This window comes from Pseudoduganella sp. GW821-FHT12E03 (genome assembly GCF_058807115.1).
The window spans coordinates 271,764-291,055 of the sequence record NZ_JBXAQJ010000008.1; the positions used below are offsets into that span (position 1 = coordinate 271,764).

Genomic DNA, 19,292 nt, shown 5'->3' on the forward strand with positions numbered 1-19,292 from the left:
TGGCGGCAATTAAAAGGACCCCGACATGATGATGAAATCCTTCCGCTTCGGCGCGCTGCTGGCAGTCTTTGGCTTTTTCGCCGGATCCAGCGTCGCCGCCGATGACACCATCACGGAAACCCGTGTCATCGATGCGCGCGTGGTGCGCGTCAAGCTCGACGGCGTGATCGACCTGAAGCTGCGGCGTGGCGATACACCATCGCTGACCGTGACCGGCGACAAACGCAATGTTGCCAAGATTTCGACGGTGCAGGCCGGCGATACCTTGCACCTGGATACGGAATCGCATGGCTACAAATTTGGCCGCAACACCATCAAGGCGGAACTGGTATTGCCTTCGCTGCGTGAACTGGTGTCGGAAGGCGTGGGCACGACGGAAGTGTCCGGATTTTCCGGCGACGAAATCCAGTTGACCCTCGATGGCGCGGGCAGCATGAAGGTGTCGTGCGACTACCGCAACATCCGCGCCAATCTGGGCGGCGTGGGCAGCATGCATATCTGGGCGTCGGACAACGACAGTATCGAACTGGATTTGCAGGGGGCGGGTTATGTGACCCTGGGTGGGCGCAGCAAGACCCTGAAAGCCAGCCTGGGCGGACTGGGCGGACTCAATGCGCAGCAATTCCAGGCCGACAGCGTGAACATCGATTTGAGTGGACTCGGGAACGCCACTGTGACGGCGAAGCAAAACGCCACCCTGAGCCTGTCCGGGCTGGGTTCCGTCACCGTGTACGGGCAGCCTCAGAACCGCAGTGTCAGCGTGGATGGCCTGGGCAAGGTGCGCTGGAAATAAAAATAGATTAGCCGGAAGAGACAACCGACTGAAAAAATGAAAAGACTATTTCGTATCATCGCCGTGGCCGGCGTGGCATGGGGGGCGTTGGGAAGCCCCGCCTATGCCGGCTTTGCGGAAGGGGCGACAGCCTACAACAACCGCAATTACACGGTTGCGTACAAGGAAATCGAACCGCTGGCCCGCGCCGGCAATACGGATGCCGAGCATTTGCTCGGCTTGATGTATTACATGGGCCGCGGCGTGCAGCAGGACTACAAGCAAGCGATGAGCTGGCACCGCAAGGCGGCGTTAAAGGGCAAGGCCGATGCGCAATACGTGGTGGGCGCCATGTATTACACCGGCAATGCCGTGATCCAGGATCACAAGCAAGCCATCACCTGGTTCCGCAAGGCGGCGGAGCAGGGGCATGCGGAAGCGCAGCAGGTGCTGGGGCTGATGTACCGGTATCACATCGGCGGCATGCCGCAGGATAACGTGCTGGCCTACATGCTGTGGAACCTGTCGGCGGCGGCGGGCAATGCCAACGCGATCGAGCAGCGCGCCGCCATTGCCAAGAAGATGACGGCGGAACAGATCGAGGAAGGCCAGGCGCTGTCGGCCAACTGGAAGCTCAACACGCCGCTGCCGCGCAGTTCGAGAACGGGAGGAGGCTAAGTCGCTCAGGCCCGCGACGCAAACTCCGTAGGGCGGCTTGGTTTCATCAAGCCGCCATGCGCAGTGACGGTGCGGAATCCGGACACGTGGCGAGCCATCCAGCACCGTCAATTCAGCTATCGTACAATCGCCCTTTCTTTCGAAAGGGCCCCCCATGCGTGCTATCGAAATCACCCAGCCCGGCGCACCCGATGTGCTGCGGCTGTGCGACCGTCCCATCCCCGAGCCGAAAGCCGGTGAAGTCTTGATCAAGGTGCGGGCCGCCGGCATCAACCGTCCCGATGTGTTCCAGCGCCTGGGCAGCTATGCGCCGCCACCGGGCGCGTCCGACATTCCCGGCCTCGAAGTGGCGGGGGAAATCGTTGGCGGCGATTTGACCGGTACTCCATTCAAACAAGGCGATTTGGTGTGCGCGCTGGCGCAGGGCGGCGGTTATGCCGAGTACTGCACGGCCCCTGTGCAGCAAGTGCTGCCGGTCCCGCAAGGTCTCAGCGCACTGGAAGCGGCGTCGTTGCCGGAAACCTTTTTCACCGTGTGGAGCAATGTGTTCGACCGCGCGCAACTGGCGGCCGGTGAAACGCTGCTGGTGCAAGGCGGCACGTCCGGCATCGGCGTCACGGCGATCCAGCTGGCGGTGGCGCTGGGCCACCGTGTCTTCGCCACCGCCGGCAGCGACGACAAGGCGCGCGAGTGCGAACGGCTGGGGGCGGAGCGCGGCATCAATTACAAGACCGAGGACTTCTCGGCCGTGACCAAGGAGCTGACGGGCGGGAAGGGTGTGGACGTGATCCTCGACATGGTGGGCGGCGATTACCTGCCGCGTGAAATCAGCTGCCTGGCCGACGATGGCCGGATTGCCATCATTGCCCTGCTGGGCGGCGCCAAGGGCACCCTGGACATGGGCCAGGTACTGCGCCGCCGCCTGACGGTCACGGGGTCCACGCTGCGTCCCCGTTCGGCGGAATTCAAGGGCCGCATCGCCGCGCAATTGCAGGCCAAAGTCTGGCCGCTGCTGGCCCAGGGGACGATCAAGCCCGTGATTTTCCAGACCTTCCCGCTGGAGCAGGCGGCCCAGGCCCATGCACTGATGGAAAGCAGCACCCACATCGGCAAGATCATGTTGCAGGTAAGTTAAGTAATCTCACCCTAGGCAACGGTAAACTGCGGTATTCTTTGACCCCGATTAACGCCTCGCGCTAAAATAACGGGTTATTGAATTTTAGGCTACTATGCGACGCAAACTTGTAATCGGCAATTGGAAGATGAATGGCAGCCGCGACAGCATCAACACGCTGTTGTCAGGCATTACTGCCGGCTTGGCCGCGAAATCGGCCCAACAAGCGGATACTGCGGTTTGCGCCCCGGCGCCTTACCTGGCCCAGTGCCAGCAAGTGCTGGCCGGTTCGCCGGTAGCCTGGGGTTCGCAAGATGTGTCGGCCTACGCGGCTGGCGCTTACACCGGCGAAGTGGCGGCCTCGATGTTGAACGACTTCGGCTGCCGCTACGCCATCGTCGGTCACTCGGAGCGCCGCGCGTATCACGGCGAATCGAATGAGCTGGTGGCGCAAAAGGCGCTGGCGGCAGTCAATGCCGGCCTGACCCCGGTGGTGTGTGTTGGTGAAACGCTGGAGCAGCGCGAAGCCGGCCAGACCAATGTCATCGTGTGCGCGCAATTGCAAGCGGTGATGGACGTGCTGGATGCGGCGTCGCTGGCGAAAATCGTGCTGGCGTACGAGCCGGTATGGGCCATCGGCACCGGCAAGACCGCCACGCCGGCCATGGCGCAGGAAGTGCACGCGGAACTGCGCAAGCAACTGGCCGGCCGCAGTGCCGAGATCGCGCAAGGCATGCAAATCCTGTACGGCGGCAGCATGAAACCGGACAACGCCAAGGAATTGATGGCGCAGCCGGATATTGATGGCGGCCTGATTGGCGGCGCGGCACTGAAGTCGGCGGACTTCCTTGGCATTATTTACGCGGCAGATTAATTCAACTGGAATAGAAATAAATGAACGCTTTTTATAACGTGATCGTCATTGTGCAGGTTTTGTCGGCGCTGGCCATTATTGGCCTGGTGTTGCTGCAGCATGGTAAAGGCGCCGACATGGGCGCGGCTTTTGGTTCCGGTGCATCGGGCAGCCTGTTTGGCGCCAGCGGTTCGTCGAACTTCATGTCCAAATCCACCGCCTTTGCCGCCGCGATTTTCTTCGGCGCGACCCTGGCGCTGGCATCGATGGCAACGCACCGCTCCAGCAGCACCGGTGGCGGCGTGTTGGAGAACTACAAGGCAGCGCCGGCCGCACCGGCGCCAGTGAAGGGCGCTGACGCGATTCCTGGCGCGGCGCCTGCCGCTCCTGTGGATGGTGCACCGGCCGCTGCTGGTGTTCCTGCCGCTGCCGCGCCTGCTGCTGCACCGGCCGCGTCCGCTCCAGCTGCGCCTGCTTCGGCGCCGGCCCAGCAGAAGTAATCCGAGTACTAGATAATTTTAGTCAAGTTTGTTCGATTTTCTTCTTGTTTAAGCGCAATACGCATTAACAAAGGCGCTGAATTCGATTAGAATAGCGGCCTTAATGCCGACGTGGTGAAATTGGTAGACACGCTATCTTGAGGGGGTAGTGGCGCAAGCTGTACGAGTTCGAGTCTCGTCGTCGGCACCATAATTAGAAAAAGCCAGCAAGGAGGCCTGGGTTGTAAGCCCTGACCAACCGCTGGTTTTTTTACGAGGATGTTTAGCTCTGGCCCAGCTTAACGCTGGCTGGGAGGGGGCGGCAGAGCTTGTTTCATACTGAACGTAGTCAGGCGTGGCAACGAAGCCAGTGCGCTGCACGGTGAGAGGCCGCAACGACGCTGTGTTCCGTATGGGGCAGGCGCTCACGCCGCGGTGTGACCGCGGTGTCATCTCAACCGAACGTTCAACATTAAGCTCAACCACCGTGAACCTCGAAAATTACTTCCCCGTCCTCCTGTTCCTTCTCGTCGGCATTGGTGTCGGCGTAGTTCCGCAGGTCCTGGGCCGTCTGCTCGGCCCGCACAAGCCTGATACGGCAAAACTGTCCCCCTACGAGTGCGGCTTCGAAGCGTTCGAAGATGCGCGCATGAAATTCGACGTGCGTTACTACCTCGTCGCGATCCTGTTTATTCTGTTCGACCTGGAAACGGCATTCTTCTTCCCATGGGGCGTCTCGATGCGCGAACTGGGCTGGCAAGGTTTCGTCACGATGATGGTGTTCATCGCTGAATTCGTGGTCGGTTTTTGGTATATCTGGAAGAAAGGTGCCCTTGATTGGGAATAAGCCATGGCTATTGAAGGCGTATTAAACGAAGGTTTCATCACCACCACAGCCGACAAGCTGATCAACTGGGCGCGTACCGGGTCGATGTTCCCGATGACGTTCGGCCTGGCCTGCTGCGCGGTTGAAATGATGCATGCGGGCGCGGCCCGTTACGACCTGGACCGCTTTGGCGTGGTGTTCCGCCCATCGCCGCGCCAGTCCGACGTGATGATCGTTGCCGGCACGCTGTGCAACAAGATGGCGCCGGCCCTGCGCAAGGTGTACGACCAGATGTCGGAGCCACGCTGGGTCATCTCCATGGGTTCGTGCGCGAACGGCGGCGGCTACTACCACTATTCGTATTCGGTGGTGCGCGGCTGCGACCGCGTGGTGCCGGTCGACGTCTACGTGCCGGGCTGCCCGCCGACCGCGGAAGCGCTGCTGTACGGCATCCTGCAACTGCAGAACAAGATCAAGCGTACCAACACGATCGCACGCTAATCGGGGCGCTTAAAAAATATGAGTACACAACTGGAAGTATTGCAATCCGCCCTGGCCGCCGCGCTGGGCGAGCGTGTTACCACGACGGTCGCGCTGGGCGAAGTCACCCTGGTGGTGAAGGCTGCCGATTACTACAACGTTATGCAGACGCTGCGTGACAACGCCGCACTCGGTTTCGATCAGCTGATCGACCTGTGCGGCGTCGACTATTCGACCTACGGCGAAGGCGCGTGGGACGGCCTGCGTTTCGCGGCCGTGTCGCACCTGCTGTCGGTCAAGCACAACTGGCGCGTGCGCGTGCGCGTGTTCGCCGAAGACGACGAGCTGCCGGTGGTGGCGTCGGTGACGCCACTGTGGCGCGTGTCGAACTGGTTCGAGCGTGAAGCGTTCGACATGTACGGCATCATCTTCGAAGGCCACAACGACTTGCGCCGCATCCTGACCGACTACGGTTTCATGGGCCACCCATTCCGCAAGGACTTCCCGGTATCGGGCTATGTGGAAATGCGCTACGACGAAGCTCAGAAGCGCGTCATCTACCAGCCTGTGACCATCGATCCGCGCGAAAACGTGCCGCGCGTGATCCGCGAAGAAAACTACGGGAAGTAAATAATGGCTGAGATTAAGAATTACACCCTGAACTTTGGTCCGCAGCACCCGGCCGCGCACGGCGTGCTGCGCCTGGTGCTGGAACTGGACGGCGAGGTGATCCAGCGTGCCGACCCGCATATCGGCCTGCTGCACCGCGCCACGGAAAAGCTGGCGGAACAGAAAACGTACCTGCAGTCCGTGCCTTACATGGACCGCCTCGACTACGTGTCGATGATGTGCAACGAGCACGCGTACGTGATGGCCATCGAAAAGCTGCTGGGCCTGGAAGTGCCGCTGCGCGCACAGTACATCCGCGTGATGTTCGATGAAATCACCCGTATCCTGAACCACCTGATGTGGCTGGGCGCCCACGCGCTGGACGTTGGCGCCATGGGCCCGTTCCTGTACGCGTTCCGCGACCGCGAAGATTTGTTCGACTGCTACGAAGCCGTGTCTGGCGCCCGTATGCACGCCGCGTACTACCGCCCGGGCGGCGTGTATCGCGACTTGCCGGACGCGATGCCGCAGCACAAGCAATCGCCAATCAAGTCCGCCAAGACCATCAAGGAACTCAACGAAAACCGCCAGGGTTCGCTGCTGGACTTCATCGAAGACTTCACGCGCCGTTTCCCGACCTATGTCGATGAATACGAAACCCTGCTGACCGATAACCGTATCTGGAAGCAGCGTACCGTCGGCATCGGTGTCGTCAGCCCGGAAGATGCGCTGGCGATGGGCTTCAGTGGCGCGATGCTGCGCGGTTCGGGCATTGCCTGGGATTTGCGCAAGAAGCAGCCGTATGAAGTGTACGACTTGATGGACTTCGACATTCCGATCGGCACCAACGGCGACTGCTATGACCGTTACCTGGTGCGTATCGAAGAATTGCGCCAGTCGAACCGCATCATCAAGCAGTGCGTCGAATGGCTACGCAATAATCCAGGCCCGGTGATCACGGACAACCGCAAGGTGGCGCCGCCGTCGCGTCTGGACATGAAAACCAACATGGAATCGCTGATCCACCACTTCAAGCTCTTCACCGAGGGCTTCCATGTACCACCAGGCGAAGCATACAGTGCGGTCGAACATCCGAAGGGCGAATTCGGCGTCTACCTGATATCGGACGGCGCGAATAAGCCGTACCGCATGAAGCTGCGCGCACCCGACTACGCCCACCTGGCGTCGCTGGATGAAATGGCGCGAGGCCACATGATTGCCGATGCCGTGACCATCATTGGTACACAAGACATCGTGTTCGGCTCTATCGATCGCTAAGTCCGAGAGGCAAAAAGAATGTTGTTATCTGAGCAGTGCTATAAAAAAATCGACCGCGAGTTGGCCAAGTATCCGGCCGACCAGCGCCAGTCGGCCGTGATGGCCTCGCTGGCTCATGCCCAGGTTGAACTGGGCTGGGTTTCCCCTGAAGTCATGAAGGAACTGGCCGACTATATCGGCATGCCGGCCATCGCCGTGCAGGAAGTCGCCACCTTCTACAACATGTACAACCTGAAGCCGGTCGGCAAACACAAGATCACCGTGTGCACCAACCTGCCATGCGCGTTGTCCGGCGGCGAACGCGCCGCGCATCACCTGAAACAGAAACTGGGTATCGACTACCGCGACACCACTGCCGACGGCGAATTCACGCTGATGGAAGGCGAGTGCATGGGCGCGTGCGGCGACGCACCGGTGATGCTGGTGAATAACCACCGCATGTGCTCGTTCATGAGCAACGACAAGATCGACGCCCTGGTGGAGGAATTGAAGAAATGACCTGTCTGCACGACCGTCACATCCAGCCGCTGATCCTGAAGGATTTGACCGGCGATAACTGGCACCTGGCCGACTACGTGAAACGTGGCGGCTATTCGGCGCTGCGCCGCATCATCGAAGAAAAAATCACGCCGGAAGCCATCATCGCCGACCTGAAAACGTCGGGCCTGCGCGGCCGCGGCGGCGCTGGTTTCCCTACCGGATTGAAGTGGAGCTTCATGCCGCGTCAGTTCCCTGGTCAAAAGTACCTCGTCTGCAATACAGATGAGGGCGAGCCGGGCACTTTCAAGGACCGCGACATCATCCGCTACAACCCGCACGCACTGATCGAAGGCATGGCCATCGGCGCGTACGCGATGGGCATCACCGTGGGCTACAACTACATCCACGGCGAAATCTTCCAGGAATACCTGCGCTTTGAAGAAGCGCTGGAAGAAGCGCGCGCGGCGGGCTTCCTGGGCGACAAGATCATGGGCAGCGACTTCAGCTTCCAGCTGCATGCGCACCATGGCTACGGCGCTTACATCTGCGGTGAAGAAACCGCGCTGCTGGAATCGCTGGAAGGCAAAAAAGGCCAGCCGCGCTTCAAGCCGCCATTCCCGGCCTCGTTCGGCCTGTATGGCAAGCCGACCACCATCAACAACACGGAAACGTTTGCCGCTGTCCCGTTCATCTTGAACATGGGCGCGGAAAACTACCTGGCGATGGGCAAGCCGAACAACGGCGGCACCAAGATCTTCTCGATCTCGGGCGACGTCGAGCGTCCAGGCAACTACGAAGTTCCACTGGGCACGCCATTCGCGAAGTTCCTGGAACTGGCCGGCGGCATGCGCGGCGGTAAAAAGATCAAGGCCGTGATTCCCGGCGGTTCGTCGGCGCCGGTGGTGCGTGGCGAACTGATGATGAACACCGACCTGGACTACGATTCGATCGCCAAGTCCGGTTCGATGCTGGGTTCGGGCGCGATCATCGTCATGGACGAGACCCGCTGCATGGTCAAGGCGCTGGAACGCCTGGCGTACTTCTACTTTGAAGAGTCGTGCGGCCAGTGCACCCCGTGCCGTGAAGGTACCGGCTGGATGTACCGCATGGTCCACCGCATCGAGCACGGCCAGGGCCGTCCGTCGGATCTGGACATGCTGAACTCCATCGCCGACAACATCCAGGGCCGCACGATCTGCGCGCTGGGCGACGCTGCCGCTATGCCGGTGCGCGCCTTCGTCAAGCAGTTCCGCGAAGAATTTGAATATCACGTCGAGCACAAGCATTGCTTGGTGCCTACTTACCTCTAAGCCTGCGTAACTCACCATGGTTGAAATCGAAATAGACGGCAAGAAAGTCGAAGTCCCTGCTGGTAGCATGGTGATGGACGCTGCCAACAAACTGGGTACCTACATTCCGCACTTCTGCTATCACAAGAAATTGTCGATCGCAGCGAACTGCCGCATGTGCCTGGTCGAAGTGGAAAAGGCGCCGAAGCCTTTGCCCGCTTGCGCCACGCCCGTGTCGGCCGGTATGGTTGTGCGCTCCGCCAGCGAAAAAGCGGTGCACGCACAGAAGTCCGTCATGGAATTCCTGTTGATTAACCACCCGCTGGATTGCCCAATCTGCGACCAGGGCGGCGAATGCCAGCTGCAAGACCTGGCCGTCGGTTACGGCAAGAACTCCTCGCGCTACGAAGAAGAAAAGCGCGTGGTGACGCCGAAGCAGGCCGGCCCGCTGGTATCGATGGAAGAAATGTCGCGCTGCATCCAGTGCACCCGTTGCGTACGCTTTGGCCAGGAAGTGGCCGGCGTGATGGAACTGGGCATGATCGGCCGCGGCGAACACTCGGAAATCACGACCTTTGTCGGTGAAGCCGTGTCGTCGGAAATGTCCGGCAACATGATCGACCTGTGCCCGGTTGGCGCGCTGACGTCGAAGCCATTCCGCTACAGCGCCCGTTCGTGGGAACTGTCGCGCCGCAAATCCGTGTCGCCGCACGACTCGCTGGGTTCCAACCTGATCGTCCAGGTCAAGAACGGCAAGGTCATGCGCGTGCTGCCGCTGGAAAACGAAGCGGTCAACGAATGCTGGATTTCCGACAAGGACCGCTTCTCGTACGAAGCGCTGGACAGCGCCGAGCGTCTGACGCAGCCAATGCTGAAGCAGGGCGGCGAGTGGAAAGAAGTCGACTGGCAGACCGCGCTGGAATACGTGGCGCACGGCCTGAAGAACATTAAGCACGAACACGGCGCAGATAGCATCGCCTCGTATGCGACCGCGCATTCGACCGTCGAAGAACTGCACCTGCTGCAAAAGCTGACCCGCGCGGTCGGTTCGAAAAACGTGGACTTCCGTCTGCGCCAGACCGACTTCGCACTCGACGGTCAGGTGAAACCTTGGCTGGGCATGCCGATCAATGACGTGACCTCGCTGCAACGCGTGTTCGTCATTGGTTCCTTCCTGCGCAAGGACCACCCGCTGCTGGCAACCCGCATCCGCGCCGCCGTCAAATCCGGCGCGAAGCTGTCGGTGCTGCATGGCGCGGACGAAGAAAACCTGATCACCACCGCGAATAAACTGATCGCCGCGCCATCCGAATGGCTGGCCGCGCTGTCGCAAGTGGTGGTGGCCGTGGCCGCCGCGAAAGAAGTGGCAGCCCCTGCCGGCTTCGACGGGATCGAAGCGTCCGATGCGGCCAAGGCGATTGCAGCGAGCCTGCTGGGTGGCGAGCGCAAAGCCGTGTTCCTGGGTAACGCCGCCGCGGCGCACCCACAGGCATCGCAATTGCACGCTGCCGCGCAGTGGATCGCCGACCAGACCGGCGCCAAGCTGGGCTACCTGGTGGAAGCGGCCAACACGGTTGGCGGCTACCTGGTCGGTGCGAACGCCAAACAAGCTGCACCGGCGTTCTCGGCGCCAAAGAAAGCCTACGTGCTGTTGAACGTGGAACCGGAACTCGATGCGGCCAACCCGCAGCAAGCCATCGCCGCCGTCAAAGGCGCCGAGATGGTGGTGGTGATGTCGGCCTTCAAGCATGGCGCTGATTTCGCCGACGTGCTGTTGCCGATCGCGCCATTCGCTGAGACCTCCGGCACCTTCGTCAACGCCGAAGGCCGCGCGCAATCGTTCAATGGCACCGTGAAACCGGCTGCGAACGCACGCCCGGCCTGGAAAGTGCTGCGCGTACTGGGCAACATCCTGGGCCTGTCGGGCTTCGACTACGATACCTCGGAAGCCATCCGCGACGAGCTGTTCGGCGCCGGCGTGACCGACCTGTCGGCCAAGCTGAACAACGTGGCGAAAGCCGCGCCCGTGGCCGCCAAGTTTGGTTCCGGTGAGCAGTTGCTGGAACGCCTGGCCGATGTGCCGATCCACTTCGCCGATGCCCTGGCGCGCCGTTCCGGCCCGCTGCTGGCCACGCCGGATGGCGCCGCGCCATCGGTGCGCGTGTCGAAGGCACTGGCGGACAAGCTGGGCATCGTTGCCGGCGACAAGGTGAAAGTTTCACAGGGTAATGGCGCAGCTGTCTTGCCAGCCCTGATCGAAGCCGGCCTGCCAGCCAACGTGGTACGCGTTGCCGCCGCCCACGCATCGACCGCCGCTCTGGGCGCGATGTTTGGTCCAGTCACCATCGCCAAGGAGGCCAAGTAATGGCGTTGCCTGAGTTCGTAACAACTATTCAAACCCAGGGCTCCGCATTGCTGGGTCCGGTCTGGCCGCTGGCCTGGAACATGATCAAGCTGCTGTGCGTCATGATGCCGCTGCTGGGCCTGGTTGCTTACCTGACCCTGTGGGAACGTAAGCTGATCGGCTGGATCCAGATCCGTATCGGCCCGAACCGCGTCGGTCCCGCCGGCCTGCTGCAACCGATCGCTGACGCGCTCAAGCTGCTGCTGAAGGAAATCGTGGTGCCGTCCAAGGCCGCCAAGGGCTTGTTCGTGATCGGTCCGATCATGACCATCATGCCGGCGCTGGCCGCCTGGTCGGTGGTGCCGTTCGGTCCGGAAGCGATCCTGGCCAACGTCAACGCCGGCATGCTGGTGCTGCTGGCGATTACCTCGATGGAGGTGTACGGCATCATCATCGCCGGCTGGTCGTCGAACTCGAAGTACTCCTTCCTGGGCGCGATGCGCGCATCGGCGCAGATGATTTCGTATGAAATCCCGCTGGGCTTCGTGCTGGTGGTGATCCTGATGGTGTCCGGTTCGCTGAACTTCATCGACATCGTGGTCAGCCAACAGAAAGGCCAGATGGCCGAGATGGGCTTGAACTTCCTGTCGTGGAACTGGCTGCCGCTGCTGCCGCTGTTCGTGATTTACCTGACCTCCGGCCTGGCCGAGACCAACCGCCACCCGTTCGACGTGGTGGAAGGCGAGTCGGAAATCGTGGCCGGCCACATGGTGGAATACTCGGGCATGTCGTACGCGATGTTCATGCTGGCCGAATACGCCAACATGATCCTGATCGGCGTGCTGGCATCGATCATGTTCCTGGGCGGCTGGTCCGCACCGGTGGCATTTCTGGATATCGGCGGTGGTTTCGGCGGCTTCTTCTGGCTGTTCGTGAAGACCTTCTGCATCGTGTCCATCTTCATCTGGGTGCGCGGTACCTTCCCACGCTACCGTTATGACCAGATCATGCGTCTGGGCTGGAAGGTGTTCATCCCTCTGACCCTGGTATGGCTGGTGCTGGTCGCCGGCGTCATGCAGACGTCCTGGAATATTTGGAAGTAAGGAAGCGGATTATGGAAAAAGTTAAAGATTTCTTCGGCAGCCTGATGCTGTCGGAACTGATCAAAGGCATGGCCCTGACGGGCAAGTACATGTTCGCGCGCAAGATCACCGTGCAGTACCCGGAAGAGAAGACGCCGATTTCGCCGCGTTTCCGCGGCCTGCACGCGCTGCGCCGCTATCCGAATGGCGAAGAGCGCTGCATCGCCTGCAAACTGTGCGAAGCGGTGTGCCCGGCCATGGCGATCACGATCGAGTCGGAGCAGCGTGACGACGGTTCGCGCCGTACCACGCGCTATGACATCGACCTGACCAAATGCATCTTCTGCGGCTTCTGCGAAGAATCGTGCCCAGTGGACTCCATTGTGGAAACCCACGTGCTGGAATACCACGGCGAGAAGCGCGGCGACCTGTATTACACCAAAGAGATGCTGCTGGCCGTGGGTGACCGCTATGAAGCGGAAATCGCCGCCAACCGTGAAACGGATGCAGCGTACCGCTGATCGCAACCGGGAATCGATAAGAAGATATGGACTTTACTAGCGTTTTATTCTACGTGTTCGCGACCATCCTGGTGTTGTCGTCGCTGCGCGTTATCACCGCCCCCAACCCGGTACAGGCTGCCCTGTTCCTGGTGCTGGCGTTCTTCCAGGCTGGCGGCATCTGGATGCTGCTGAAAGCTGAATTCCTGTCCATCGTGCTGATCCTCGTGTACGTGGGCGCCGTGATGGTGCTGTTCCTGTTCGTCGTCATGATGCTGGACATTAACAACGCCAAGTTGCGCGAAGGCTTCTGGGGTTACCTGCCGATGGCCGGCCTGGTGGGCGGCGTGATCGTGCTGGAAATGGCGTCCGTGCTGTGGCGTTCGTTCGGCATCAACGGCGTGACCGCGCCGGAAGCTGCCAGCATGATCGGCACCACCAAGGCGCTGGGCCTGCTGATTTACACCAAGTACATCTACGCGTTTGAAATCGCGGCGGCTGTGCTGCTGGTGGCGATCATCGCCGCCGTGGCTCTGACCCTGCGCAAGCGCAAGGACATCAAGTACTTCGATCCGGCCGACGCGGTGCGCGTGAAACGTAACGACCGCCTGCGCATCGTGAAGATGGATGCAGTCAATAACCGTCCGGCAGAAACCAAGGAGGCCCCATGACCTTATCGCTGGCTCACTACCTGGTCCTGGGCGCGATCCTGTTCGCAATCTCGATCGTCGGTATTTTCCTGAACCGCAAAAACATCATCGTCCTGCTGATGGCCATCGAACTGATGCTGCTGGCAGTGAACATGAACTTCGTCGCCTTCTCGCATTACCTGGGCGACGCGGCCGGTCAGATCTTTGTCTTCTTCATCCTGACCGTGGCCGCCGCTGAATCGGCGATCGGCCTTGCGATCCTGGTGGTGATGTTCCGTAACCTGGACACCATCAATGTGGAAGACCTGGACAGCCTCAAAGGCTGACCGGGATCGAAAATTTCGAATAATAAACATTAAGGTTCAACATGGCGGGGCTTAACCCTAACATCCTTCTAACCGTCGCACTGGCGCCGCTGGCAGGTTCCGCGGTCGCCGGTCTGTTCGGTACCCGGTTTTTCGGGAATCTGGTCGGCCGCAAGGTGTCGCATTCCGCGACCATCCTGGGCGTGCTGATTTCGTTCGTGCTGTCGGCCCTGACGCTCAAGGACGTCCTTGGCGGCGCGACTTTTAACGAGACCATCTATACGTGGATGACGGTCGCCGGCATGAAACTGGAAGTCGGCTTCCAGATCGATTCGCTGTCGGCCATGATGATGTGCGTGGTGACATTCGTGTCGCTGATGGTGCACATCTATACGATTGGCTACATGCAGGAAGACGAAGGCTACAACCGCTTCTTCTCCTACATCTCGCTGTTTACGTTCTCGATGCTGATGCTGGTCATGTCCAACAACTTCCTGCAGCTGTTCTTCGGCTGGGAAGCAGTGGGCCTGGTGTCGTACCTGCTGATCGGCTTCTGGTACACCCGTCCGACCGCGATCGTCGCCAACATGAAGGCGTTCCTGGTCAACCGCGTGGGTGACTTCGGCTTCATCCTTGGCATCGGCCTGCTGGTGGCGCACACCGGCACCATGAAGTACTCGGAAGTGTTCGCACTGAAAGACGTGCTGGCAACGGAACACCTGGCGTGGTTCGACTGGAGCCTGCTGAGCGTCGCCTGTATCTGCCTGTTTATCGGCGCGATGGGTAAATCCGCACAATTCCCGCTGCACGTGTGGCTGCCGGATTCGATGGAAGGCCCGACCCCGATTTCCGCACTGATTCACGCGGCTACGATGGTTACGGCGGGCATCTTTATGGTGTCGCGCATGTCGCCGCTGTTCGAACTGTCCGATACCGCGCTGTCGTTCGTGCTGGTGATCGGTTCGATTACCGCGCTGTTCATGGGCTTCCTGGGCATCATCCAGAACGACATCAAGCGCGTGGTCGCTTACTCGACCCTGTCGCAGCTGGGCTACATGACCGTGGCGCTGGGCGCTTCGGCCTACTCGGTAGCGGTATTCCACCTGATGACCCACGCGTTCTTCAAGGCACTGCTGTTCCTGGGCGCCGGTTCCGTGATCATTGGCATGCACCACGACCAGGACATCCGCAACATGGGCGGCCTGCGCAAGTACATGCCGATCACGTGGATCACCTCGCTGCTGGGCTCGCTGGCCCTGATCGGTACGCCACTGTTCTCCGGCTTCTACTCGAAAGATTCGATCATCGAAGCCGTGCACGAAACCCATATCGCCGGCGCCGGCTTTGCCAACTTCGCCGTGCTGGCCGGTGTGTTCGTGACCGCGTTCTACTCGTTCCGCATGTACTTCCTGGTGTTCCACGGTGAAGAGCGCTTCGGCAAGGCCCACGCCCATGATGACCATGCGCATGACAAGCATGCCGCCCCGGCGCATGATTCGGACGCGCACCATGACGAGGAAGACGACCACGGCCACCATGGCCTGGGCCCTGGCGAAAAACCGCATGAATCGCCATTCGTGGTCTGGTTCCCGCTGGTGATGCTGGCGATCCCGTCGGTGCTGATCGGCTACTTCGCGATCGAACCGATGCTGCATGGCTCGTTCTTCGATGGCGTGATCTTCGTCGATGCGAAGCACGAAGCGATGGCCAAGCTGTCCGAGATGTTCCACCACCATGGTGGCGCGATGGGCATGGTGACGCACTCGGTGTTTACGCTGCCGCTGTGGCTGGCTGTTGCCGGCGTGGCAACGGCGTACTACTGCTACATGATCAATCCAAAAGTACCGGCCTGGTTCTATGCCAAGTTCAAAGCGATCCATACGCTGCTGGACAACAAGTACTACATGGACAAGTTCAATGAAGTGGTGTTCGCCGGCGGCGCGCGCCTGCTGGGCAACGGCCTGTGGAATGTCGGCGACCGTACCCTGATCGACGGCCTGGTGGTCAATGGTTCCGCCAAAGTGGTGGGCTGGTTCTCGTCGCTGACCCGCTTGGCGCAGACCGGTTACATCTACCACTACGCGTTCGTCATGATCCTGGGTATCGTCGGTTTCCTGGTCTACTTCCTGCCGTTTTGGCAAGCTTAACCGCTGACACGCAAAGAGAATAAGATGCAGTCAACAACATTATTAAGTGCTACTCCTTACCTGAGCCTGTCGATCTGGCTGCCGGTACTGTTCGGCCTGATCATCCTGGCGATCGGCCGGGATTCGCGCGCCGGCATGGTGCGTGTCCTGGCGTTGCTCGGTTCCATCGTATCGCTGCTGCCGACGCTGCCGCTGATCACCCGTTTCGACAATGCCCACCACGGCATCCAGTTCGCTGAAAAGTCGGCCTGGATCGAACGCTTCAACATCTGGTACTCGCTGGGCGTGGACGGCCTGTCGCTGTGGTTCATTCCACTGACGGCCTTCATCACCATCATCGTGGTGATTTCCGCCTGGGAAGTGATCCAGGAACGCGTGGCCCAGTACATGGGCGCCTTCCTGATCCTGTCGGGCCTGATGATCGGCGTGTTCGCGTCGCTGGACGGCTTGCTGTTCTACTTCTTCTTTGAAGCGACCCTGATCCCGATGTACATCATCATCGGTGTCTGGGGCGGTGCGAACCGCGTGTACGCGGCGTTCAAGTTCTTCTTGTACACGTTCTTCGGCTCGCTGCTGACCCTGGTTGCGATCATTTACCTGTACAACAAGTCGGGTTCGTTCGATGTGCTGGCATGGCATCAGTTGAAACTGTCGATGACGGAGCAGACTTTGATCTTCTTCGCCTTCTTCATGGCGTTTGCCGTCAAGGTGCCGATGTTCCCGGTCCACACCTGGTTGCCGGACGTCCACGTGGAAGCGCCAACCGGCGGTTCCGCCGTGCTGGCCGCGATCATGCTGAAACTGGGCGCCTACGGCTTCCTGCGTTTCTCGCTGCCGATCGTGCCGGACGCGTCGCGTGATCTGGCCTGGTTCGTCATCGGCCTGTCGCTGATCGCCGTGATCTACATCGGCCTGGTGGCCCTGGTGCAGAAAGACATGAAGAAACTGGTGGCGTATTCGTCGATCGCCCACATGGGTTTTGTCACCCTGGGCTTCTTCATGTTCAACGACATGGCAGTGCAGGGCGCCATCGTGCAGATGGTGTCGCACGGTTTCATTTCCGGCGCGATGTTCCTGTGCATCGGCGTGCTGTATGACCGCGCCCACTCGCGCAACATTGCCGACTACGGTGGCGTTGTGAACAAGATGCCGCGTTTCGCAGCGTTCTTCATCCTGTTCTCGATGGCGAACTGCGGCCTGCCGGCCACCTCGGGTTTCGTGGGTGAATTCATGGTGATCATTGGCGCCGTGCAATTCAACTTCATGACCGGTATCGCCGCCGCGACCGCCGTGATCTTTGGCGCCGCCTATTCGCTGTGGATGGCCAAGCGCGTGATCTTCGGCAAAGTGGCGAACCACCATGTGGCGGAACTGACCGACATCAACAACCGCGAATTCCTGATGCTGGGCATCCTGGCAATCGCGGTGCTGGCGATGGGCCTGTATCCAGCGCCGTTCACCGACACGATGCAAACCTCGGTGGCCGACCTGCTGAAGCACGTCGCAATCAGCAAGCTGCCTTAAATAAACAGGGATTTTTGTAATGATGACACCTGATACGACCCAGCAAGCGGCCAATCTGGCGCCGCTGTACGCTGAAGTCTTCCTGCTGGTCGCCGCATCGGCGATCTTGCTGATCGATATGTTCTTGTCTGAAAGCAAGCGTTCGATCACTTACGTCCTGTCGCTGCTGACCCTGGGCGTCTGCGCCTTCTTCAGCCTGGCGGACTACAACACCGGCGCCACGGTCTACACGTTCAGCAACATGTTCGTGTCCGATCCGATGGGCAACCTGCTGAAACTGGCGTCGTATGGCGCCGTGGCGGTCACCCTGATCTACTCGCGCCAGTACGCGCACCAGCGCGGCATGCTGGGCGACACCCTGGGCGGCGAGTTCTACGTCCTGGCGCTGTTCGCACTGCTGGGCCAGATGGTCATGATCTCCGGCAACAACTTCCTGTCCATTTACCTGGGCCTGGAACTGATGTCGCTGTCGCTGTACGCCCTGGTGGCGCTGCGCCGCGATCACGCGATCTCGACCGAAGCCGCGATGAAATATTTCATCCTGGGTGCACTGGCTTCCGGCTTCCTGCTGTATGGCATCTCGATGCTGTACGGTGCGACCGGTTCGCTGGACGTGACGGAAGTGGCCCTGAAAGCCGCCAGCGGCACCATCAAGCCGACCATCCTGGTGTTTGGCCTGGTGTTCGTGGTGGCTGGCCTGGCGTTCAAACTGGGCGCGGTGCCATTCCACATGTGGGTGCCGGACGTCTATCAAGGTTCGCCTACCCCGGTCACCTTGCTGCTGGGCGCGGCCCCGAAACTGGCCACGTTCGCGATCTGCGTCCGCCTGCTGGTGGAAGGCATGTTGCCGCTGGCGAAAGACTGGCAGCAAATGCTGATGATCCTGGCGGTGATGTCGCTGGCCGTGGGTAACCTGACGGCGATCGCGCAAACCAACCTGAAGCGTATGCTGGCGTACTCGACCATCGCGCAAATGGGCTTCGTGCTGCTGGGCCTGATGGCTGGCGTGGTCGGCGTGGATAAGTCCAACGCCGCTGCCGCCTACAGCTCGGCGCTGTACTACTCGGTGGTGTATGTGTTCACCACCCTGGGTACCTTCGGCCTGATCATGGTGCTGTCGCGTAAAGGCTTCGAAGCGGAAGAGCTGGATGACTTCAAGGGCCTGTCCAAGCGTTCGCCTGGTTATGCACTGATCATGTCGCTGCTGATGTTCTCGCTGGCCGGCGTGCCGCCGATGGTGGGCTTCGCCGCCAAGTTCTCCGTGCTGCAAGCCGTACTGAGCACCGGCGCGACGTGGCTGACCGTGCTGGCCGTGATGTTCTCGCTGATCGGTGCGTTCTACTACCTGCGCGTCGTGAAAGTCATGTGGTTTGACGAGCCGACCGATACCGCGCCGATCTCCGTGTTCGCCGACACCAAACTGGTGCTGGGCCTGAATGCGGTGGCCGTGGTTGGCTTCGGTATCATCCCTGGCCCGCTGCTGAAGGCGTGCCTGGACGCGATGACCAAGACCCTGGCTTCGTGATGGACATCGGTGCCTCCAGCTGGCTGGTGATCCTGCTCGCCATTGCGGGCGCCAACCTGCCTTTCTTTAATGACAAGGTATTCGCCGTGTTTGCGCTGAAAGGCGCTTCCACGGCGGGGGCGGACCAGCCGTGGCACAAGCCGCTGCTGGCCCGCCTCGGTGAAATGGTGGTGCTGTACGTTCTGGTGGGCGGCGTCGCCGTCGCACTGGAAAACCGCATCGGCGGCGTGTTCCCGCAAACGTGGGAGTTTTACGCCATCACCGCCTGTTTCTTCCTCGTGCTGGCCTTCCCGGGCTTCACGGTGCGCTACCTGCACAAACACCGTCACTAAGCTGTACACTGCGGGTTTCGAACTC

Annotated in this window: 20 protein-coding genes and 1 tRNA gene; all 21 read left to right on the top strand. The window is 60.5% G+C overall.

Going from position 1 to position 19,292, the window contains the following annotated elements; all coding sequences use genetic code 11:
- The first annotated feature begins 25 nt into the window (after nucleotides 1-25).
- A complete protein-coding gene (locus tag AC1RRC_RS21355) occupies nucleotides 26-793 on the top strand; it encodes a GIN domain-containing protein (protein WP_493057539.1) in 768 nt (255 codons plus the stop codon).
- 36 nt (nucleotides 794-829) lie between these two features.
- Nucleotides 830-1,450 carry a tetratricopeptide repeat protein gene (locus AC1RRC_RS21360; protein WP_493057540.1) on the top strand — a complete coding sequence of 207 codons (621 nt, stop codon included), beginning with the start codon at nucleotides 830-832 and terminating at the stop codon, nucleotides 1,448-1,450.
- A gap of 154 nt (nucleotides 1,451-1,604) precedes the next feature.
- Nucleotides 1,605-2,585: an NAD(P)H-quinone oxidoreductase gene (locus AC1RRC_RS21365; RefSeq protein WP_493057541.1), complete on the top strand. Its 981-nt coding sequence runs from the start codon at nucleotides 1,605-1,607 to the stop codon at nucleotides 2,583-2,585.
- Between the two features lie 94 nt (nucleotides 2,586-2,679).
- The gene (gene tpiA / locus AC1RRC_RS21370) at nucleotides 2,680-3,438 is read left to right on the top strand and encodes a triose-phosphate isomerase (RefSeq protein ID WP_493057542.1); all 759 of its coding nucleotides are present in this window, start codon (nucleotides 2,680-2,682) and stop codon (nucleotides 3,436-3,438) included.
- Between the two features lie 20 nt (nucleotides 3,439-3,458).
- Nucleotides 3,459-3,917: a preprotein translocase subunit SecG gene (gene secG / locus AC1RRC_RS21375; RefSeq protein ID WP_493057543.1), complete on the top strand. Its 459-nt coding sequence runs from the start codon at nucleotides 3,459-3,461 to the stop codon at nucleotides 3,915-3,917.
- Nucleotides 3,918-4,022: 105 nt separating this feature from the next.
- Nucleotides 4,023-4,107, top strand: a tRNA-Leu gene (locus AC1RRC_RS21380).
- A gap of 276 nt (nucleotides 4,108-4,383) precedes the next feature.
- Nucleotides 4,384-4,743 carry an NADH-quinone oxidoreductase subunit A gene (locus AC1RRC_RS21385; protein WP_493057691.1) on the top strand — a complete coding sequence of 120 codons (360 nt, stop codon included), beginning with the start codon at nucleotides 4,384-4,386 and terminating at the stop codon, nucleotides 4,741-4,743.
- A 3-nt stretch (nucleotides 4,744-4,746) separates the two neighbouring features.
- On the top strand, nucleotides 4,747-5,223 hold the full coding sequence (locus AC1RRC_RS21390) for a NuoB/complex I 20 kDa subunit family protein (RefSeq protein WP_155438590.1): 477 nt from the start codon (nucleotides 4,747-4,749) through the stop codon (nucleotides 5,221-5,223).
- Between the two features lie 18 nt (nucleotides 5,224-5,241).
- Nucleotides 5,242-5,832: an NADH-quinone oxidoreductase subunit C gene (locus AC1RRC_RS21395; protein ID WP_493057544.1), complete on the top strand. Its 591-nt coding sequence runs from the start codon at nucleotides 5,242-5,244 to the stop codon at nucleotides 5,830-5,832.
- A gap of 3 nt (nucleotides 5,833-5,835) precedes the next feature.
- Nucleotides 5,836-7,089, top strand: coding sequence for an NADH-quinone oxidoreductase subunit D (locus tag AC1RRC_RS21400; protein ID WP_493057545.1), 1,254 nt, complete (start codon nucleotides 5,836-5,838; stop codon nucleotides 7,087-7,089).
- Between the two features lie 18 nt (nucleotides 7,090-7,107).
- Entirely contained in the window at nucleotides 7,108-7,587 is a 480-nt protein-coding gene (gene nuoE, locus AC1RRC_RS21405; protein WP_493057546.1) for an NADH-quinone oxidoreductase subunit NuoE, read from the top strand.
- Complete coding sequence (gene nuoF / locus AC1RRC_RS21410) at nucleotides 7,584-8,879, top strand: NADH-quinone oxidoreductase subunit NuoF (RefSeq protein WP_493057547.1); 1,296 nt, start codon at nucleotides 7,584-7,586, stop codon at nucleotides 8,877-8,879. Before nuoE ends, nuoF begins: the two co-directional genes overlap by 4 nt.
- Before the next feature lie 16 nt (nucleotides 8,880-8,895).
- Nucleotides 8,896-11,223, top strand: coding sequence for an NADH-quinone oxidoreductase subunit NuoG (nuoG, locus tag AC1RRC_RS21415; protein WP_493057548.1), 2,328 nt, complete (start codon nucleotides 8,896-8,898; stop codon nucleotides 11,221-11,223).
- On the top strand, nucleotides 11,223-12,305 hold the full coding sequence (gene nuoH / locus AC1RRC_RS21420; protein WP_493057549.1) for an NADH-quinone oxidoreductase subunit NuoH: 1,083 nt from the start codon (nucleotides 11,223-11,225) through the stop codon (nucleotides 12,303-12,305). The genes nuoG and nuoH overlap by 1 nt, the downstream gene beginning before the upstream one ends.
- Nucleotides 12,306-12,316: 11 nt before the next feature.
- Nucleotides 12,317-12,805 carry an NADH-quinone oxidoreductase subunit NuoI gene (gene nuoI / locus AC1RRC_RS21425; protein WP_155438597.1) on the top strand — a complete coding sequence of 163 codons (489 nt, stop codon included), beginning with the start codon at nucleotides 12,317-12,319 and terminating at the stop codon, nucleotides 12,803-12,805.
- A gap of 26 nt (nucleotides 12,806-12,831) precedes the next feature.
- Nucleotides 12,832-13,455: an NADH-quinone oxidoreductase subunit J gene (locus AC1RRC_RS21430; RefSeq protein ID WP_493057551.1), complete on the top strand. Its 624-nt coding sequence runs from the start codon at nucleotides 12,832-12,834 to the stop codon at nucleotides 13,453-13,455.
- Nucleotides 13,452-13,760 carry an NADH-quinone oxidoreductase subunit NuoK gene (gene nuoK / locus AC1RRC_RS21435; protein ID WP_154380960.1) on the top strand — a complete coding sequence of 103 codons (309 nt, stop codon included), beginning with the start codon at nucleotides 13,452-13,454 and terminating at the stop codon, nucleotides 13,758-13,760. Before AC1RRC_RS21430 ends, nuoK begins: the two co-directional genes overlap by 4 nt.
- A gap of 41 nt (nucleotides 13,761-13,801) precedes the next feature.
- A complete protein-coding gene (nuoL, locus tag AC1RRC_RS21440) occupies nucleotides 13,802-15,886 on the top strand; it encodes an NADH-quinone oxidoreductase subunit L (protein WP_493057552.1) in 2,085 nt (694 codons plus the stop codon).
- A gap of 24 nt (nucleotides 15,887-15,910) precedes the next feature.
- On the top strand, nucleotides 15,911-17,410 hold the full coding sequence (locus tag AC1RRC_RS21445) for an NADH-quinone oxidoreductase subunit M (RefSeq protein ID WP_493057553.1): 1,500 nt from the start codon (nucleotides 15,911-15,913) through the stop codon (nucleotides 17,408-17,410).
- Nucleotides 17,411-17,429: 19 nt separating this feature from the next.
- Nucleotides 17,430-18,935, top strand: coding sequence for an NADH-quinone oxidoreductase subunit NuoN (gene nuoN, locus AC1RRC_RS21450; protein ID WP_493057554.1), 1,506 nt, complete (start codon nucleotides 17,430-17,432; stop codon nucleotides 18,933-18,935).
- On the top strand, nucleotides 18,935-19,267 hold the full coding sequence (locus tag AC1RRC_RS21455) for a DUF2818 family protein (protein WP_493057555.1): 333 nt from the start codon (nucleotides 18,935-18,937) through the stop codon (nucleotides 19,265-19,267). Before nuoN ends, AC1RRC_RS21455 begins: the two co-directional genes overlap by 1 nt.
- Nucleotides 19,268-19,292: the final 25 nt, after the last annotated feature.

Coding starts and splice junctions, on each gene's coding strand:
- AC1RRC_RS21355 (WP_493057539.1), top strand. CDS start 26: ATGATGATGAAATCCTTCCGCTTCGGCGCGCTGCTGGCAGTCTTTGGC.
- AC1RRC_RS21360 (WP_493057540.1), top strand. CDS start 830: ATGAAAAGACTATTTCGTATCATCGCCGTGGCCGGCGTGGCATGGGGG.
- AC1RRC_RS21365 (WP_493057541.1), top strand. CDS start 1,605: ATGCGTGCTATCGAAATCACCCAGCCCGGCGCACCCGATGTGCTGCGG.
- tpiA (WP_493057542.1), top strand. CDS start 2,680: ATGCGACGCAAACTTGTAATCGGCAATTGGAAGATGAATGGCAGCCGC.
- secG (WP_493057543.1), top strand. CDS start 3,459: ATGAACGCTTTTTATAACGTGATCGTCATTGTGCAGGTTTTGTCGGCG.
- AC1RRC_RS21390 (WP_155438590.1), top strand. CDS start 4,747: ATGGCTATTGAAGGCGTATTAAACGAAGGTTTCATCACCACCACAGCC.
- AC1RRC_RS21395 (WP_493057544.1), top strand. CDS start 5,242: ATGAGTACACAACTGGAAGTATTGCAATCCGCCCTGGCCGCCGCGCTG.
- AC1RRC_RS21400 (WP_493057545.1), top strand. CDS start 5,836: ATGGCTGAGATTAAGAATTACACCCTGAACTTTGGTCCGCAGCACCCG.
- nuoE (WP_493057546.1), top strand. CDS start 7,108: ATGTTGTTATCTGAGCAGTGCTATAAAAAAATCGACCGCGAGTTGGCC.
- nuoF (WP_493057547.1), top strand. CDS start 7,584: ATGACCTGTCTGCACGACCGTCACATCCAGCCGCTGATCCTGAAGGAT.
- nuoG (WP_493057548.1), top strand. CDS start 8,896: ATGGTTGAAATCGAAATAGACGGCAAGAAAGTCGAAGTCCCTGCTGGT.
- nuoH (WP_493057549.1), top strand. CDS start 11,223: ATGGCGTTGCCTGAGTTCGTAACAACTATTCAAACCCAGGGCTCCGCA.
- nuoI (WP_155438597.1), top strand. CDS start 12,317: ATGGAAAAAGTTAAAGATTTCTTCGGCAGCCTGATGCTGTCGGAACTG.
- AC1RRC_RS21430 (WP_493057551.1), top strand. CDS start 12,832: ATGGACTTTACTAGCGTTTTATTCTACGTGTTCGCGACCATCCTGGTG.
- nuoK (WP_154380960.1), top strand. CDS start 13,452: ATGACCTTATCGCTGGCTCACTACCTGGTCCTGGGCGCGATCCTGTTC.
- nuoL (WP_493057552.1), top strand. CDS start 13,802: ATGGCGGGGCTTAACCCTAACATCCTTCTAACCGTCGCACTGGCGCCG.
- AC1RRC_RS21445 (WP_493057553.1), top strand. CDS start 15,911: ATGCAGTCAACAACATTATTAAGTGCTACTCCTTACCTGAGCCTGTCG.
- nuoN (WP_493057554.1), top strand. CDS start 17,430: ATGATGACACCTGATACGACCCAGCAAGCGGCCAATCTGGCGCCGCTG.
- AC1RRC_RS21455 (WP_493057555.1), top strand. CDS start 18,935: ATGGACATCGGTGCCTCCAGCTGGCTGGTGATCCTGCTCGCCATTGCG.